The organism is Kitasatospora sp. MAP12-44 (genome assembly GCF_029892095.1).
GTDB lineage: Bacteria > Actinomycetota > Actinomycetes > Streptomycetales > Streptomycetaceae > Kitasatospora.
In genome coordinates this window covers 3,632,722-3,646,662 of the sequence record NZ_JARZAE010000004.1, presented here as the reverse complement: position 1 = coordinate 3,646,662, position 13,941 = coordinate 3,632,722, and the positions used below count along the sequence as shown (strand labels likewise).

Annotated in this window: 16 protein-coding genes and 1 pseudogene; 14 read left to right on the top strand and 3 right to left on the bottom strand. The window is 72.6% G+C overall.

From position 1 onward, the window contains the following. Positions 1–16: 16 nt before the first annotated feature. The 12 genes and pseudogenes from P3T34_RS16945 (at position 17) to P3T34_RS16890 (ending at position 8,738) form a co-directional block, all read left to right on the top strand. Positions 17–307: a hypothetical protein gene (locus P3T34_RS16945; protein ID WP_280666859.1), complete on the top strand. Its 291-nt coding sequence runs from the start codon at positions 17–19 to the stop codon at positions 305–307. Continuing rightward, positions 304–957, top strand: a complete 654-nt coding sequence (locus P3T34_RS16940; RefSeq protein WP_280666858.1) for a hypothetical protein — start codon at positions 304–306, stop codon at positions 955–957. Before P3T34_RS16945 ends, P3T34_RS16940 begins: the two co-directional genes overlap by 4 nt. Before the next feature lie 77 nt (positions 958–1,034). After that, a complete protein-coding gene (locus P3T34_RS16935; protein ID WP_280666857.1) occupies positions 1,035–1,811 on the top strand; it encodes an N-acetylmuramoyl-L-alanine amidase in 777 nt (258 codons plus the stop codon). Between the two features lie 93 nt (positions 1,812–1,904). Continuing rightward, a pseudogene (locus P3T34_RS16930) lies at positions 1,905–2,108 on the top strand (hypothetical protein); the annotation flags it as partial. Positions 2,109–2,224: 116 nt separating this feature from the next. Then, positions 2,225–2,560: a hypothetical protein gene (locus P3T34_RS16925; protein ID WP_280666856.1), complete on the top strand. Its 336-nt coding sequence runs from the start codon at positions 2,225–2,227 to the stop codon at positions 2,558–2,560. Between the two features lie 147 nt (positions 2,561–2,707). Continuing rightward, positions 2,708–3,907 (top strand): MFS transporter, encoded by a 1,200-nt coding sequence (locus tag P3T34_RS16920; protein ID WP_280666855.1) that lies wholly within the window; start codon positions 2,708–2,710, stop codon positions 3,905–3,907. Then, positions 3,888–5,087, top strand: coding sequence for an acetoin utilization protein AcuC (locus P3T34_RS16915; protein WP_280666854.1), 1,200 nt, complete (start codon positions 3,888–3,890; stop codon positions 5,085–5,087). Before P3T34_RS16920 ends, P3T34_RS16915 begins: the two co-directional genes overlap by 20 nt. Then, positions 5,084–5,935 carry a phosphatase gene (locus tag P3T34_RS16910; protein ID WP_280666853.1) on the top strand — a complete coding sequence of 284 codons (852 nt, stop codon included), beginning with the start codon at positions 5,084–5,086 and terminating at the stop codon, positions 5,933–5,935. The genes P3T34_RS16915 and P3T34_RS16910 overlap by 4 nt, the downstream gene beginning before the upstream one ends. Before the next feature lie 133 nt (positions 5,936–6,068). Then, on the top strand, positions 6,069–6,278 hold the full coding sequence (locus P3T34_RS16905) for a helix-turn-helix domain-containing protein (RefSeq protein WP_035802745.1): 210 nt from the start codon (positions 6,069–6,071) through the stop codon (positions 6,276–6,278). A 120-nt stretch (positions 6,279–6,398) separates the two neighbouring features. Then, a complete protein-coding gene (locus P3T34_RS16900; RefSeq protein ID WP_003948845.1) occupies positions 6,399–6,497 on the top strand; it encodes an AURKAIP1/COX24 domain-containing protein in 99 nt (32 codons plus the stop codon). Between the two features lie 125 nt (positions 6,498–6,622). Next, on the top strand, positions 6,623–7,708 hold the full coding sequence (locus P3T34_RS16895) for an NAD-dependent epimerase/dehydratase family protein (protein ID WP_280666852.1): 1,086 nt from the start codon (positions 6,623–6,625) through the stop codon (positions 7,706–7,708). Positions 7,709–7,715: 7 nt separating this feature from the next. Then, positions 7,716–8,738, top strand: coding sequence for a lysophospholipid acyltransferase family protein (locus P3T34_RS16890; protein ID WP_280666851.1), 1,023 nt, complete (start codon positions 7,716–7,718; stop codon positions 8,736–8,738). A gap of 69 nt (positions 8,739–8,807) precedes the next feature. Here the strand turns inward: P3T34_RS16890 and P3T34_RS16885 are convergent, their stop codons facing one another. The 3 genes from P3T34_RS16885 to P3T34_RS16875 form a co-directional block, all read right to left on the bottom strand. Continuing rightward, the gene (locus P3T34_RS16885) at positions 8,808–10,058 is read right to left on the bottom strand and encodes a DUF5667 domain-containing protein (RefSeq protein ID WP_280666850.1); all 1,251 of its coding nucleotides are present in this window, start codon (positions 10,056–10,058) and stop codon (positions 8,808–8,810) included. A 286-nt stretch (positions 10,059–10,344) separates the two neighbouring features. Then, on the bottom strand, positions 10,345–11,088 hold the full coding sequence (locus P3T34_RS16880) for an ECF subfamily RNA polymerase sigma factor, BldN family (protein ID WP_280672166.1): 744 nt from the start codon (positions 11,086–11,088) through the stop codon (positions 10,345–10,347). Between the two features lie 526 nt (positions 11,089–11,614). After that, positions 11,615–12,547: an HAD-IB family hydrolase gene (locus P3T34_RS16875; protein ID WP_280666849.1), complete on the bottom strand. Its 933-nt coding sequence runs from the start codon at positions 12,545–12,547 to the stop codon at positions 11,615–11,617. 270 nt (positions 12,548–12,817) lie between these two features. Between P3T34_RS16875 and P3T34_RS16870 the strand changes: the two genes are divergently transcribed. Both P3T34_RS16870 and P3T34_RS16865 read left to right on the top strand, forming a co-directional pair. Next, positions 12,818–13,105: a glutaredoxin family protein gene (locus tag P3T34_RS16870; RefSeq protein ID WP_280666848.1), complete on the top strand. Its 288-nt coding sequence runs from the start codon at positions 12,818–12,820 to the stop codon at positions 13,103–13,105. Between the two features lie 162 nt (positions 13,106–13,267). Continuing rightward, positions 13,268–13,927 carry a 3'-5' exonuclease gene (locus P3T34_RS16865; RefSeq protein WP_280666847.1) on the top strand — a complete coding sequence of 220 codons (660 nt, stop codon included), beginning with the start codon at positions 13,268–13,270 and terminating at the stop codon, positions 13,925–13,927. Positions 13,928–13,941 lie beyond the last annotated feature (14 nt).

Sequence of the window (13,941 nt, the reverse complement as noted above, 5' to 3'; positions counted from 1 at the left end):
CTTCCAGGAGTGGCAGATGAGTACACCCCCGGCAACCACTACGCCCACCCCGACCCCGGTGACCCTGAGCGCGGACCAGCTGACCTCGCTGGCCCAGGCGATCGCGCAGCAGCTGCCCCAGCTGCTGATGACCCGTGACCCGTCTCCGCTCTCGGCCGGCGACGCGGTCGACACCAGCGGCGTCGTAGTGAGCCCCGTCCCGGTCACCGTGGTCACCGTCGCCCCGGTGTTCCCGCAGCCGCCCGGTGCGGCGCCGACCGACGGCAGCTCGTCCACCACCACGCCGGCCCCCGGAGCGACCTCATGAGCACCACCACCCCGCTGAACGGCCTGCCGATCCCGCAGGAGACGGACCCGGCCGACGTCCCGACCGCCTTCGCCAACTTCGCCGGCGCGGTGGACTCGCGGCTCGTCATGCGCTTCGCCAGCACGACGGCGCGCGACCTGGTGATCACTTCGCCGATCGCCGGCATGATCGCCTACGTCGGCAACGGCTTCACCTACTACACCGGTTCTGCCTGGGTCCTGATGCAGGACCTGCCGTTCGCGCTCTACCAGCAGACGGTCGCGCAGAACGTCGCGAACCTCACGCCGACCGCGATGACCTTCCCCGCACCGGTGTTCGACGGCAGCAGTGGTTACAACGCGGCCAACCCGACGCGCTACACCCCTACCGTTTCGGGGTACTACCAGGTCAATGGGCAGATCTCCTACGCTCCGAACATCACGGGCGGCCGCTGCCTCAACCTGATGAAGAACGGCAACGTCATCTTCGGCCAGCAGGCGGCCTCGGCCATCCCCACCACCTACTACAACGCGACCGTCGCCGTCTCGGCGGTCGCCTACTTCAACGGCACCACCGACTACCTGGAGATCTACGCCCACCAGAACAGCGGCGCCACCCTGGCCACCGTCCCGTCGGCGACGCAGTTGAGCGTCCTGCGGGTGCACACCTGACAGCCGCGCACCTCCCGCACCTCGGGCAGCCCCCGTCCCACCGGGGGCTGCCACCCGTACCGAAGGAGAACTGACCGATGGCACGTATGCCCGGCGCCGAATGGATCGGCCCCACCCCCAACCTCTACCCGGGCGGTATGTCCGAGCACCGCGGCCTGGTCCTGCACATCCAGGACGGCAGCGAGGCCGGTACCGAGTCCTGGTTCAAGGACCCGTCCTCGCAGGCCTCCTCGCACTTCCTCAACCCCAAGTCCGGCGGGCTGCGCCAGCTGGTGGACACCGACGACGCGGCCTGGACCGAGATGGCCGGCAACCGGAGTTGGGTCAGCGTCGAGAACGAGGGGCTGGGCGGCGACAGCCTGACGGACAGTCAGATCGAGAACTGCGCACAGCTGCTGGCCTGGCTGCACGGCCAGTACGGCATCCCGGTGCAGCCCACCGACGACCCGAACGGGACCGGGCTCGGCTGGCACGGCATGGGTGGCGCGGCCTGGGGCGGGCACTACGACTGCCCGGGCAACGCGGTGCTCGCCCAGCGTCCGCAGATCATCGCCCGCGCCCAGCAGCTGGTCGGCGATCCCGTGCGCAGCGCCCCGAGCCCGGCGCCCGCGCCGCACCCGGGCTGGCCGGGGGAGTACCTGGCCGTCAAGTCGCCGATGCTGCACGACGACAACGTGCAGACCTGGCAGCGGCAGATGGCGGCCCGGGGCTGGTCGATCGCGGTGGACGGCTGGTACGGACCGGCCTCCGCCGCCATCTGCCGGCAGTTCCAGCAGGAGAAGGGCCTCGGCGTCGACGGCATCGTCGGCCCGGTCACGTGGGACGCGGCCTGGACCGCACCCGTCACCTCCTGACACGCGGTACCAGCGGGGCGCATCCGGCACTGCCGGGTGCGCCCCGACCCATGTCCCCATGTCCTCGCTTCCCCTCACCGAAAGGCCCTTACCATGTCGGAGAGCGCAACCCGCACTGTCCGTACCGCCGTTCAGACCCTGCTCGGCCTGCTCGCGGCGCTGCCGCTGCTGGTGGACGGCGGCACCGTGTCGAGAACCTTGCCCGGCCTCGGCGTGGCGCTCGCTGTGGCGACCGCCGTGACCCGGGTGATGGCGTTCCCCGCCGTTCAGCAGCTGCTCCCCGGCTGGCTGCGCACGCCTTCGGCGCCGGCCGCTGCCGCTGCGCCTGCCGCCGCTACGCCCGCTGTCGCTGAGCCCGCCGCTGCTGCGCCGGCCGCCGCCGCTGAGTCGGTGGCCGCTCAGGAGCCGCCTCGATGAGCGATCACGTCACCGGCGTGCAGTCCGTCGACGCCCTGGTCGTCTGGTGCGGCGCACTGGCGGGCCTGGCGGCGGCCGCCGGTCTGCTCTGGCGGCTGACCAGGGGGTTGCGCCGTTCGATGCGCAGGGTCGACGAGTTCGTGGACGACTGGAACGGCACGACCGGGCGCCCGGGCGTGGCGCCGGCCCACGAGGGTGTGATGGCCCGGCTCGGCGGGATCGAGACGCGGCTGACCGCTGTCGAGCACGAGCTGCGCCCCAACTCCGGGAGCAGCATGAGGGATGCCATCGATCGGGTGGACGAACGCACCCGCTCCTTCGCGGGCGGCTAGAACTGCACATCGGGGGACACCGCCATTCGGCGGTGTCCCCCGATCGTTGCGTTGGACCCCTCCCCAAAAGTCGGTCCACCCCCTACGCTCGCGCCAATATCTTCGTACCGGCCAGTAGGACTGCGTCGGTGGTGAGCGAGGTGCCGGATGTCCACCGAGGTCACGGCCCGGCTGCGGCAGGCCCGCACCGCGCTGCTGGTCAGCTTCCTGCTGCAGGGCACCACCTTCGCGCTGCTGGTCACCCGGATCCCGGGCATCCAGCGGCGCTACGGGCTGAGCGACGGGACGCTGACGATCTTCCTGGCCGCGGTGCCGATCCTGGCCGGCGTCGGCTCGATCACCTCCGAGCAGATCGTCAAGCGGACCAGCCCGCGCACCGTGCTGCGGATCGTGCAGCCGGCCGTCTGCCTGACCCTGGTCGGCGTCGGGGCCGGCGACCGGCTCTGGGCGCTGGGTCTGGCGCTGTCCGCCTTCGGCCTGCTGGTCGGCGCGTTGGACGCCAGCATGAACATGCTCGGGGTCGGCCTCCAGCACCGCTACGGACGCTCCATCATGCTCGGCTTCCACGCCGCCTTCAGCCTCGGCGGCATCATCGGCGCGCTGCTGGCCAGCGCCGGGGCGCACCTGCCGCTGCTCACCCTGTTCGGGGCGAGCGCGGCCGTGCTGATCCCGGCCGCGCTGGTGGCCGGGCGGTTCTTCGCCGGTCCGGCCGAACTGGGCGACGCCGTCCGGGAGGCCGCGCTGGCCGCCGCCCGCTCGATCCCCTGGCGGCCGCTGCTGCCGCTCTGCGCCGCGATGGCCTTCGCCTACATCGCCGACTCGACGGTCTCCAACTGGAGCGCCAAGTACCTCACCGAGACGCTGCACAGCTCCGACCAGGTGGCCGCCCTCGCGTACGCCGGCTACATGGTGGCGCTGCTGCTCGGCCGCACCGTCGGCGACCGCACCGTGCAGCGCTGGGGCGCGGTGGCGGTGGTCCGCACCGGCGCCGGGGTCGCCGCGCTCGGCTTCGCCGTCGCTGCGCTGGCCCCGGCGGCGTGGGCCGGGATCGCCGGGTTCACGGTGCTCGGCATCGGCATCTGCGCGATCATCCCGCAGGTCTTCGCGGCCGGTGGGCGGCTCTTCCCGCAGGATTCGGACGCCGCGGTGGCCCGGCTCAACCTCTTCAACTACGTCGGCTTCCTGGTCGGTTCGCCGCTGGTCGGCGCCATCGCGGGCGCCAGTTCGTACCGCTGGGCGCTGATCGCGCCGATGCTGCTGGTGCTGATGGTGGTCCCCCTCGCGGGGCACTTCGCACCGACTCAGGTCCACCAACTACCGTTGGACCATGCCCCCAGCCGAGCCTGACCAGCCCTGCGGCCTGCACCTGTTCTGGGACGAGGCCGTCACCGCCTACGACTTCGGCCCGGGGCACCCGATGGACCCGACCCGGCTCGCGCTCACCATGCGGCTGGTGGAGGCCTTCGGGCTGACCTCCGCCCCCGGCGTGCAGCTGCGCGCGGCGCCGCCGGCCGGCGACTCCACGCTCCAGCTGGTGCACCGCCCCGAGTACGTCGAGGCCGTCCACCGGGCGGCCCTGCACCCAGAGCAGCGCGACGCCCGGCACGGCCTCGGCACCGAGGACAACCCGATCTTCCCGGCCATCCACACCGCCTCCGCGCTGATCGCCGGGCAGTCGGTGGGCGCCGCCGAGGCGGTGTGGCGCGGCCCGGCCCGGCACGCCGTCAACTTCGCCGGCGGCCTGCACCACGCGATGCCAGGCGAGGCCTCCGGCTTCTGCGTCTACAACGACGCCGCGATCGCCATCGCCCGGCTGCTCGAACTCGGCGCCGAGCGGGTCGCCTACGTGGACGTCGACGTCCACCACGGCGACGGCGTGCAGCACGCCTTCTGGGACGACCCGCGGGTGCTCACCATCTCCCTCCACGAGCACCCCGGCACGCTCTTCCCGCGCACCGGTTGGCCCACCGAGAGCGGCGGCGAGCGGGCGCCGGGCTCGGCCGCCAACCTGCCGCTGCCGGCCGGTACGGGCGACGCGGGCTGGCTGCGGGCCTTCCACGCGCTGGTGCCCGAGCTGCTGGCCGCCTTCCGCCCGCAGGTCCTGGTCAGCCAGCACGGCGCGGACACCCATCTGCACGACCCACTGGCCCACCTCGCGGTCAGCGTGGACGCGCAGCGCGAGGTCGCGGTGAGCCTGCACGAGCTGGCCCACCGCTACTGCGAGGGCCGCTGGGTGGCGCTCGGCGGGGGCGGCTACGCGGTGGCCGAGGTGGTCCCGCGGACCTGGACGCACCTGGTGGCCGTGGCGGCCGGCAGACCACTGGATCCGCAGGCCGAGACGCCCCAAGCGTGGCGCGCCGAGGTCCGCCGGCTGACCGGGGGCCCGGCGCCGGAGCGGATGACGGACGGCGCCGAGCCGTCCTGGCGCGACTTCGCGGAGTCCGGCTACGACCCGGGCGACCGCCTCGACCAGGCGATCCTGGCGGTCCGGCGGGCGGTCTTCCCGCACCACGGCCTGCTGCCGTGACCAGCCGCGGCGCCGCCCGCCCGGTCAGCCGCGCCGACCTGCTGGCGCACCTGACCCGCCGCCGGCTGGCCGGCCCGGACATCCCGACGCCCCGGCAGAAGAACCTGCGCAGCTACCGGCTGTTCGGCCAGGGCGACCCGGAGGCGCTGATGGGCCTGGACCCGGAGGGCCGCTGGGGGCCATCGGTGGTCCTCGAGCTGATGGCCGAACGCTGCGGGGTGCGCCCCGAGTTCGGCTACGGCCACGGCCCGGACACCATCGACCCCGAGCGCACGGTGGCCGCCCTGGACCGGCTGGCCGCGCTGCTGCGCGCCACCGCCCGGCGCCGCGGCAGCGTGCTCGCCGGGACCGGCCACCCCACCCAGTTGGCGGGCTTCCACGGGGCGCTCGCAGGGGCGCTCGCCGCCGCGGGGTGCGCCGTTCGCACGCCTGCCCGGGGCGCGCGCCTCCGCACGCCCACGCCCGGCGGTGAGCGGTTGTGCGCCCTCGACTACGTCGGCCCGGTGGCCGTCCTGAGGGCGCTTGACGGATCCCCCCGCAGTGGAAGACTCGCCTCCGGCTCCGACCTGCTGCACACCCACTCGGCGCTGCCGGTACGGCTGGCCCTGGCGGCCCTGGCCGAGGAGGGCCATCCGCTGCCGGACCTGGTGCTGGGCGACCACGGCTGGCTCTGCGGGGCGGGCCGGCTGGGCATCGCGGCGGGCGGCCCGGCGGACTCCAACGACCCCGCGCCGTTCGTCGGCGAGGCCGAGGGAACGGTGGCGGTGGTGGTCCCGGTGGACGACGGGGCGCAGGCCGACTGCTACAGACCGCTGAGTGACTACGTACTGCAACAGGCGGATCTCTGACCGTACAAGGACTCGGCACCCCCCTCTTCCCACTGGTACCACCCGCAACTACTCTGGGGATACGCGTGTGTCGGTGGAGTCACCGGAGGGGAAGCCGGTGCCTTGCACACGGATAAAAGGGTCGGGTGAGGTCATGGGTTCCGGCGAACGCCCCTTGCAAGAGGTCAACTTTCTGACCGTGGCGGAAGTCGCCTCGGTCATGCGGGTGTCCAAGATGACCGTGTACCGCCTGGTGCACGGTGGAGAGCTTCCGGCCATCCGGGTCGGCCGCTCCTTCCGGGTCCCCGAGCAGGCGGTCCACGACTATCTGAAGGACTCCTACGTCGGCCGCCAGAGCGCGTAGGACGGGGGTCGGATGGTCCCGATTACAGGGCTGGGCGCGCGGACGGTAGGCTAGGCCCTCCGTCAGTCGTATGGACTCCGTCTCTCACGGGCGGGAGTCTCAGTGAGCGAGGGTTGTTCCGTGGGCTCTGTCATCAAGAAGCGTCGCAAGCGTATGGCCAAGAAGAAGCACCGCAAGCTTCTGAAGCGGACCCGCGTGCAGCGTCGCAACAAGAAGTAATACTGCTTGAGCCTCGCTCCAGCTGTGCTGCTGCCCGTCTCGGCCTTGGCCGGGGCGGGCAGCGTCATTTTCCGCCACCTGACGCGGTACGGTGCAGACACGGTCCGGTACAGGGAGGGCACACAGTGGGCAAGGTCGTGCTCGTCACCGGAGTGGCCCGCCATCTCGGGGCCCGCTTCGCCGAGCGGATCCGCCGTCAGCCCGGTGTCGAGCTGGTGGTCGGAGTGGACGTCGAGCCCGCGCGCCGCGTCCCCGGGCCGCCGGATGACCCGGACGGCCCCCTCGCCCGGTACGTTTTCGCGCCGGCCGACCTGCGCCGCCCGGCGATCGCCCGGGTCCTCGCGGAGCACGCCGTGGACACCGTGGTGCACCTCAACGTCAGCGCCACCAACCCGGGTGCCCCCGGCCGCGCGGCGGTCAAGGAGATCAATGTCATCGGCACCATGCAACTGCTCGGTGCCTGCCAGCAGTCGACCACGCTGACCCGGCTGGTGGTGAAGTCGACCACCGGCGTGTACGGCTCCACCCCGCGCGACCCGGCGGTCTTCGGCGAGCGGACCCAGCCCAAGCACCTGCCCTCCGGCGGCTTCGCCAAGGACGCCGCCGAGGTCGAGGGCTATGTGCGCGGCTTCGGCCGGCGCCGCCCGGACATCGCGGTCGCCGTGCTGCGCTTCGCCAACATCGTCGGCCCGGCGGCCGACACGCCGCTGAGCGAGTACTTCGCGCTGCCCGTCCTGCCCACCGCGCTCGGCTACGACCCCCGGCTTCAGTTCGTGCACGAGGACGACGCCGTCGAGGTGCTCCGGCTGGCCGCCCTGGACCCGGTCCGCGGCACCACCAACACCGGCACCTTCAACGTCGCGGGGGAGGGCGTGCTGCTGCTCTCCCAGTGCGCCCGCCGGCTCGGCCGCCCGACCGTGCCGATACTGCTGCCCGCGCTCGGCTGGGTCGCCGCGCTGGCCCGCCAGACCCGGGTCACCGACTTCTCGCCCGAGCAGATCGGCCTGCTCACCCACGGCCGGGTGGTGGACACCACGCAGCTGCGCGAGACCTTCGGCTACCAGCCGCGGTTCAGCACCCCGGAGGCGTTCGGCGACTTCGCCGCGGCGCAGAGCCGCGGCCTGCTGCCACCGGAGCGGCTGACCGCGGTCACCGACCGGCTGGCCGCGCTGCTCGGCCCCGAGCATTCGACCCGAACCGACAGGAGCTGAACCGAGGATGACGGCCGCGAGCGAGCGAGCGACAGGTCCTGCCAAGGTCATCCCGATCGAGACGGCGCCCAGCTGGACCCCGAACGACGGGGACAGCGGCGGCGCGGGAGCCTTCGCCTCGCTGCTGGCCGGGGCGGTCGGCGACGCGCTGGCCGGGCGCCTGGGGCCGGTGGCCGAGTCGGTCCTCGGCAAGGGCTGGGAGGGCCGCGCGGCCAACGGCCTGGCCTTCCTGCGCCGCCGGATCACCGGCGACTACGAGGTGGACGAGTTCGGCTTCGACCGCGAGCTGACCGAGGAGGTCTTCCTCTCGGCGCTGCGCCCGCTGGCCGAGAAGTACTTCCGGATCGAGGTCCGCGGGGCCGAGAACATCCCGGCCGAGGGCGGCGCGCTGGTGGTGGCCAACCACTCGGGGACGGTCCCGCTGGACGCCCTGATGACCCAGGTGGCGATCCACGACCACACCCCGAACCACCGTCATCTGCGGATGCTGGCCGCGGACCTGGTCTTCGTGCTGCCCGGCGTCGGCGAGCTGGCCCGCAAGGCCGGCCACACGCTGGCCTGCAACGAGGACGCCCAGGCGCTGCTGGAGCGCGGCGAGGTGGTCGGAGTCTGGCCGGAGGGCTTCAAGGGGATCGGCAAGCCGTTCTCCGACCGCTACAAGCTGCAGCGGTTCGGCCGCGGTGGTTTCGTGGCCTCGGCGCTGCGGGCCCAGGTGCCGATCGTGCCCTGCTCGATCGTGGGGGCCGAGGAGACGTACCCGATGCTCGGCAACGCCAAGACGCTGGCCCGGCTGCTCGGCCTGCCGTACGTGCCGATCACGCCGACCTTCCCGTGGCTGGGGCCGCTCGGGGCGATCCCGCTGCCGACGAAGTGGACCATCCAGTTCGGCGAGCCGATCCGCACCGACAACCACCCGCCGGAGGCGGCGGATGATCCGATGCTGGTCTTCAACCTGACCGACGAGGTGCGCGAGACCATCCAGCACACGCTCTACCGGCTGTTGGTGCAGCGCCGCTCGGTCTTCTTCTGAACAGCTGCGGCCCGCACCCCCGACTCGACGGGCGTGCGGGCCGCAGCGGCGTGCTTAGACCGACCGGTCTCAGCTGCCGTTCCCACCGCTCAGGCCGAGGCCGGGGAGCAGGCCCGGGATGAGCGGCGGCAGGTTCAGCCCCGGGTCGACCTGAGGCGTGCCGCTCGGCGAGCTGCCGACGGCCGGCGCCCCCGACTGGGCGCCGCCGACCGGGGCACCCGCCGCGCCCTGGGGCGTGCCGGAGGCCGACGCGGCGGCGTTGCCGCCACTGCCCGTCAGGCTGCCGGTCAGGCCGTTGACCAGCCCGTTCACCTGGCCGCCGACCGCGCCGCCGGAGCCCTGGCCGGTGCTCTGGCCCGCACCGCCGGCCGACGGACGACTGCCGCCTGCTGCCCCGGACGCGCCGGAGCCCGCCGCGGAGCCCGTACCGGCGCCCGGCTGCTGGCCGTCGCCGGCCGCGGACGAGGACGAGCCGTTCGGCGCGTCGGCCGACTGGACCGCGCCCGGGTGACCGGCGGCCGGGTCCAGGTGCAGCGGTGCGACGTCCTGGTCCATGGCGCCGAAGAGCTGGTCCATCTGACCGGCCATCGGGGTCAACTGCGCGGGCAGGTGGCCCTGCAGGTCGTTCCAGTGGGTGTCCTGGCCCTCGCTGAAGGCGGCCAGTCTGCGCATCGGGTCCAGCGAGCCGTTGGCCCGGTAGACCGAGCGCAGCAGGTCGCGGCCCTTGGCAGCCTCGGCGTGCATGTCGTCCAGCGCCGCGCCGAGCTCGGCCACGGTGGCCGGGCTCAGCGTCGCGGGGTCGTTGTCCTGGCCGACCAGGCTGCGGGCCTCGGCGAGCCGGGTGGACGCCTGGTCGAGCAGCAGGGCGCCGCGCTCGGAGTCCGAGTTGGCCAGGTCGAGGCGCAGCCCCTCCAGACCGCGCTTCATGCCGTACAGGGTGTCCCCGGGCAGCGCCTTGGTGCTCGCGGCGGCCACTCCGGCGAGGCTGCCGACGGTCACCCCCGCCACCAGGCCGCCGATCGCGAACCGTCTCGTCCAGCGCCGCCGCCGGCCGACCCGTTCGGCCCGGTGGCGCCGCTGACCCGGCACGGTCGGCAGTCCGCCGCCCGCCATCGCCTGCTCGAACGCGGCCATCAGTTGCGCGCGTTGGGTGACACGCACCTCAACGTCCAGTCCGGGCGCGGTGATCGCGCTCAAGGACTGGGCCGTGTTGAGGAGTTCGCCCATCCCCGGATTGCTCGCCGGTTGTCCTGTCCGGTGGGCCTCCAGCGCCTCGGCGAAGGCCTTCGCCCGCCGGTGCTCCAGCACGTTTGCCGTCACGGGCCACACCTCCCTTCGTCGTTGTCGACTCCCCGGCCTGCCGGACGGTTGCCACGGCGGGCCAAATCCACTCCATCGGGTGACAGTGCGCGACTTGGCTTGACCGCGCGACCCGAGGTGGTTTGCACGCTGGGCAACGAGTGGCGAGGGGGGTCGGTTACGCACGAGTGATCATGTGACCGCCCATTCACCCGGACGTGTAAGAACGGACCGGAGGATGACCGCTGAGCTGACGCCGGTACCGGTACCGGTACCGGTATCGGTATCGGTATCGCCACGGGTGCGGTCATCGCGCGTCGGGCGGCAGCAGACGGGCCAGCGTGCGCACGGCACGGTACTGCAGGGTCTTGATGGCCCCCTCGTTCTTGCCCATGATCCGCGCGGTCTCGGCCACCGAGAGGCCCTGCAGGAAGCGCAGCGTGACGCACTCCTGCTGCTGCGGGTTGAGTCGGTGGACGGCGTCCAGCAGGGCCGCGTTGGACAGCGACTCCAGGACCGAGTCCTCGGGGCTGCGCTCGCACTCGTTGGAGTCCAGCATCTCGCCGGTGGTGACCTCCAACCGGAAGCGGCTGGACTTGAAGTGGTCGGCCACCAGGTTGCGGGCGATGGTCACCAGCCAGGCGCCGAAGTCCCGGCCCTGCCAGGTGAAGGTGCCGATCCGGCGCAGCGCCCGCAGGAAGGTCTCGCTGGTGAGGTCCTCGGCGGTGGCCCGGCTGCCGACCCGGTAGTAGATGTAGCGGTAGACCGTGTCGCAGTAGTGGTCGTACAGCCGCCCGAACGCCTCGCTCTCGCCGGCCTGGGCCCGTTCGACCAGATCCATGATCGGATTTTCGGACTCGACGCCGGGCGGCGGCAGCGTCCTGGTCCGGCCGCGGGTGCCGGCGCCGCCCGCGGTGGTGCTGCGACTGCGGGTGCCGGCGCCGCCCGCAGCGGTGCTGCGCAGTGCCGTGCCCGGCCCGAACGAGGCACCGGCCGGGACGAGTTGGGGGGAGGCCAGGACGAACTGGTCGCGGAGCAGGGAGCGGAGCAGGCGAAGATTGCGCGAGGCGACAGCGGGCACAGCGACGGCGGGCTTGGCGACGGCGGGCGACGGGGACAAGGGGGGCGCGAAGCTCCCTGGAAGGGTGGTGGCGGGCGACGGGCGGGCGGGAGCAGGCGCGTCGTTCCGGACGGGTGGGTACACGGGACTCCCAGAGGCAGAACTGTGGACGGATCACCTCCGCCTGCGCGGAGTGCACACTCCTCGTCACCCCGCCGGGGGGACACGTGGGTTGGGCGTGCATCCAGGAGAGAATAACGCTTTGTGCAATGACAGCTACACCCTGTGGCCGAAGTGGTCGAATGGGATCCACTTCGCGTGGTATATGAGCTGAAAGTGACCGAACAAAGCTCCGAACTGCACGCCCTACGCGATCATATGGTGGCGGAGTGTGACCAATTCCGAGGTCGGCCGGGCGAATTCCCTGCCCTGGGGGCCGCCAATCCCAGACTTTCCGCGGCGTTCGAACGATCAGAACCGGTCAGTCGGGCGGCCCGGCAAGGACACTGGCAACACGTCAGGGGCGGCGGCGCCGCAGCGCCACTCCCGCCACGGTGGCACCGGCCACCACGCCGAGCAGCGCCGCCGCCGGGATACCGATCCGCGCCGCCTTGCGACCTGTCCGGAAGTCCTGCACCCGCCAGCCCTGGGCCCGCGCGTAGCGGCGCAGCGCGCCGTCCGGGTTGACCACGAAGGGATGCCCGACCAGCGACAGCATCGGGATGTCGTTGGCCGAGTCGCTGTACGCGGCGCAGTGCGCCAGCTCCAGCCGCTCGCGCCGGGCGAGCGCGCCGACCGCGGCCGCCTTGGCCGGGCCGTGCAGCATCTCGCCCACCAGCCGCCCGGTGTACCGGCCGTCCTCCGCCTCGGCGACGGTGCCCAGCGCGCCGGTCATGCCCAGCCGGCGGGCGATGATCCTGGCCACCTCCAGCGGCGCGGCGGTCACCAGCCAGACCCGCTCCCCGGCGTCCAGGTGCATCTGCACCAGCGCCCGGGTGCCCGGCCACACCTTGGCGGCGACGATGTCCTCGAAGATCTCCTCGCAGATCTCCTCCAGATCGGCGGTCCGCTTGCCGGCCACCAGCGACAGTGCGGTGTGCCGGGCGTCGGCGATGTGCTCCGGGTCCTCGGCGCCGTGCAGTCGGAACCAGGCCTGCTGCCAGGCGAACTTGGCCATCTCGCGCCGGGAGAAGAACTTGCGGCGGTACAGGCCCACGCCGAGATAGAAGACCGCGGCGCCCTGCAGGATGGTGTTGTCGCAGTCGAAGAAGGCGGCGCCCTGCGGGTGGGCCGCTGACGCCTGCCGGTCCTCGGCCTCGCCGGTCTCCTCGACGGGCGCCGGCGTGTCGCGCAGCGCCCGCTCGGCGGCGTCGGCAGCCGCCTCGCCCGCCAGGGCGGTCCGCTCGGAGGAGGAACGCCTTGCCTGGGTGAGCCTTCGCAGCGCGGCCATCTTTCTCCTTGCGTGGGATTCCGCGACTTCAAGCGAGGAGGGATACGCGTCCATCGCCCGCAGAGCCGCGAAGCGGCGTAGTAATCTGTCGCCCTGCCCTCTGGGCAGCGGTCAGGGCTTGGCCGCCATGAGGCTCGAATGGGCCAAGTGAGAAGCCACCTTGTTCGCGGGGTGGAGGAGTCACGGCACCGAGCATAGTCAGCTGCGGTGAACAGCGTGTGTGGGCGGTAGGGCACACGAGCGGTACCGGTCGCGGCGCACAATGGGGCGATGAGTCCACTGCTGCGCCGCGACAGCCGCGACAAGAGCCCCAAGCCCGCCGACCGTACGGTCACGCTGATCGGGAAGCCGGGCTGCCATCTCTGCGACCAGGCCCGGGAGGTGATCCTGCGGGTCGTCGGCGACCTCGGCTCGGGCTTCGAGGAGCGGGACATCACCCAGGACGAGGAGCTCTACCGCACGTACGCGGAGCAGATCCCGGTGACCCTGATCGACGGCCGCCAGCACGACTTCTGGCGCGTCGACGAGAAGCGCCTGCGCACCGCGCTGCTGAAGTAGCACCCGCACCGAGTAGCACCCGCCACCCCCGCCGATCGGCGGGTGGGTCGGGTCGAATCGTTGCCGGAACGACTCGATTTCGGCTCAGTAGGGGCTCTCTCATCTGTCTACGATCAACCTCGTTCCACGCGGCCGGGGTATCGAACTCAGAGGAGGGCAGCCATGGTTCCCGGGCGCGCCCTGCCTGCCGGGGTCGGCGGTTTCGCCGTGATCGACATCGAGGCCAGCGGCAACAGTCCGTGGCGCCACCGGGTGGTGGAGATCGGCGTGGTGCTGCTGGACACCGCGCTGCGGGCCGAGACGGAGTTCGCCACCCTGGTCGACCCGAACGGCCCGGTCGGTCCCACCCATGTGCACCGGATAACCCAGGACGACGTGGTCGGCGCCCCGCGTTTTCGTGAGATCGCGCCGTTTCTGCTCGAACTGCTGGCCGGACGCGTCCTGGTGGGCCACCATGTCAGCTGTGACCGGGCCTTCCTGGAGCGTGAGTTCGCCCGGATCGGGGTGTCGCTGCCGGCCGTCCCGCTGCTCTGCACGATGCGCCTGGCCCGCCACCACCTCCCGCAGGCCGGCGGCTTCGGCCTGGCCGCCTGCGTGGCGGCGGCCGGTCTCGGCGACTTCCATCCGCACACCGCGCTCGGCGACGCCCGGGCCGCCGCCGACCTCCTGCGGCACTGCGCGGCGGCGCCCGAGGCCCCGGACGCGCCCGCACAGCCGCCCGAGGCCTGGGCCGAGCCGCTGCGCGAGGCGTCCGTGCTGGCCTGGCCCCGTCTGGGCCGGTCCCGGGTGCGCGTCCTGCGGCGGGTGGGGTACGAAGCGTGATGCGCGTCACTGTG

What these genes read in the sequence shown, in the direction of transcription:
- P3T34_RS16945 (WP_280666859.1), top strand. Translation starts at nt 17, where the DNA reads ATGAGTACACCCCCGGCAACCACTACGCCCACCCCGACCCCGGTGACC.
- P3T34_RS16940 (WP_280666858.1), top strand. Translation starts at nt 304, where the DNA reads ATGAGCACCACCACCCCGCTGAACGGCCTGCCGATCCCGCAGGAGACG.
- P3T34_RS16935 (WP_280666857.1), top strand. Translation starts at nt 1,035, where the DNA reads ATGGCACGTATGCCCGGCGCCGAATGGATCGGCCCCACCCCCAACCTC.
- P3T34_RS16925 (WP_280666856.1), top strand. Translation starts at nt 2,225, where the DNA reads ATGAGCGATCACGTCACCGGCGTGCAGTCCGTCGACGCCCTGGTCGTC.
- P3T34_RS16920 (WP_280666855.1), top strand. Translation starts at nt 2,708, where the DNA reads ATGTCCACCGAGGTCACGGCCCGGCTGCGGCAGGCCCGCACCGCGCTG.
- P3T34_RS16915 (WP_280666854.1), top strand. Translation starts at nt 3,888, where the DNA reads ATGCCCCCAGCCGAGCCTGACCAGCCCTGCGGCCTGCACCTGTTCTGG.
- P3T34_RS16905 (WP_035802745.1), top strand. Translation starts at nt 6,069, where the DNA reads ATGGGTTCCGGCGAACGCCCCTTGCAAGAGGTCAACTTTCTGACCGTG.
- P3T34_RS16890 (WP_280666851.1), top strand. Translation starts at nt 7,716, where the DNA reads ATGACGGCCGCGAGCGAGCGAGCGACAGGTCCTGCCAAGGTCATCCCG.
- P3T34_RS16875 (WP_280666849.1), bottom strand. Translation starts at nt 12,547, where the DNA reads ATGGCCGCGCTGCGAAGGCTCACCCAGGCAAGGCGTTCCTCCTCCGAG.
- P3T34_RS16870 (WP_280666848.1), top strand. Translation starts at nt 12,818, where the DNA reads ATGAGTCCACTGCTGCGCCGCGACAGCCGCGACAAGAGCCCCAAGCCC.
- P3T34_RS16865 (WP_280666847.1), top strand. Translation starts at nt 13,268, where the DNA reads ATGGTTCCCGGGCGCGCCCTGCCTGCCGGGGTCGGCGGTTTCGCCGTG.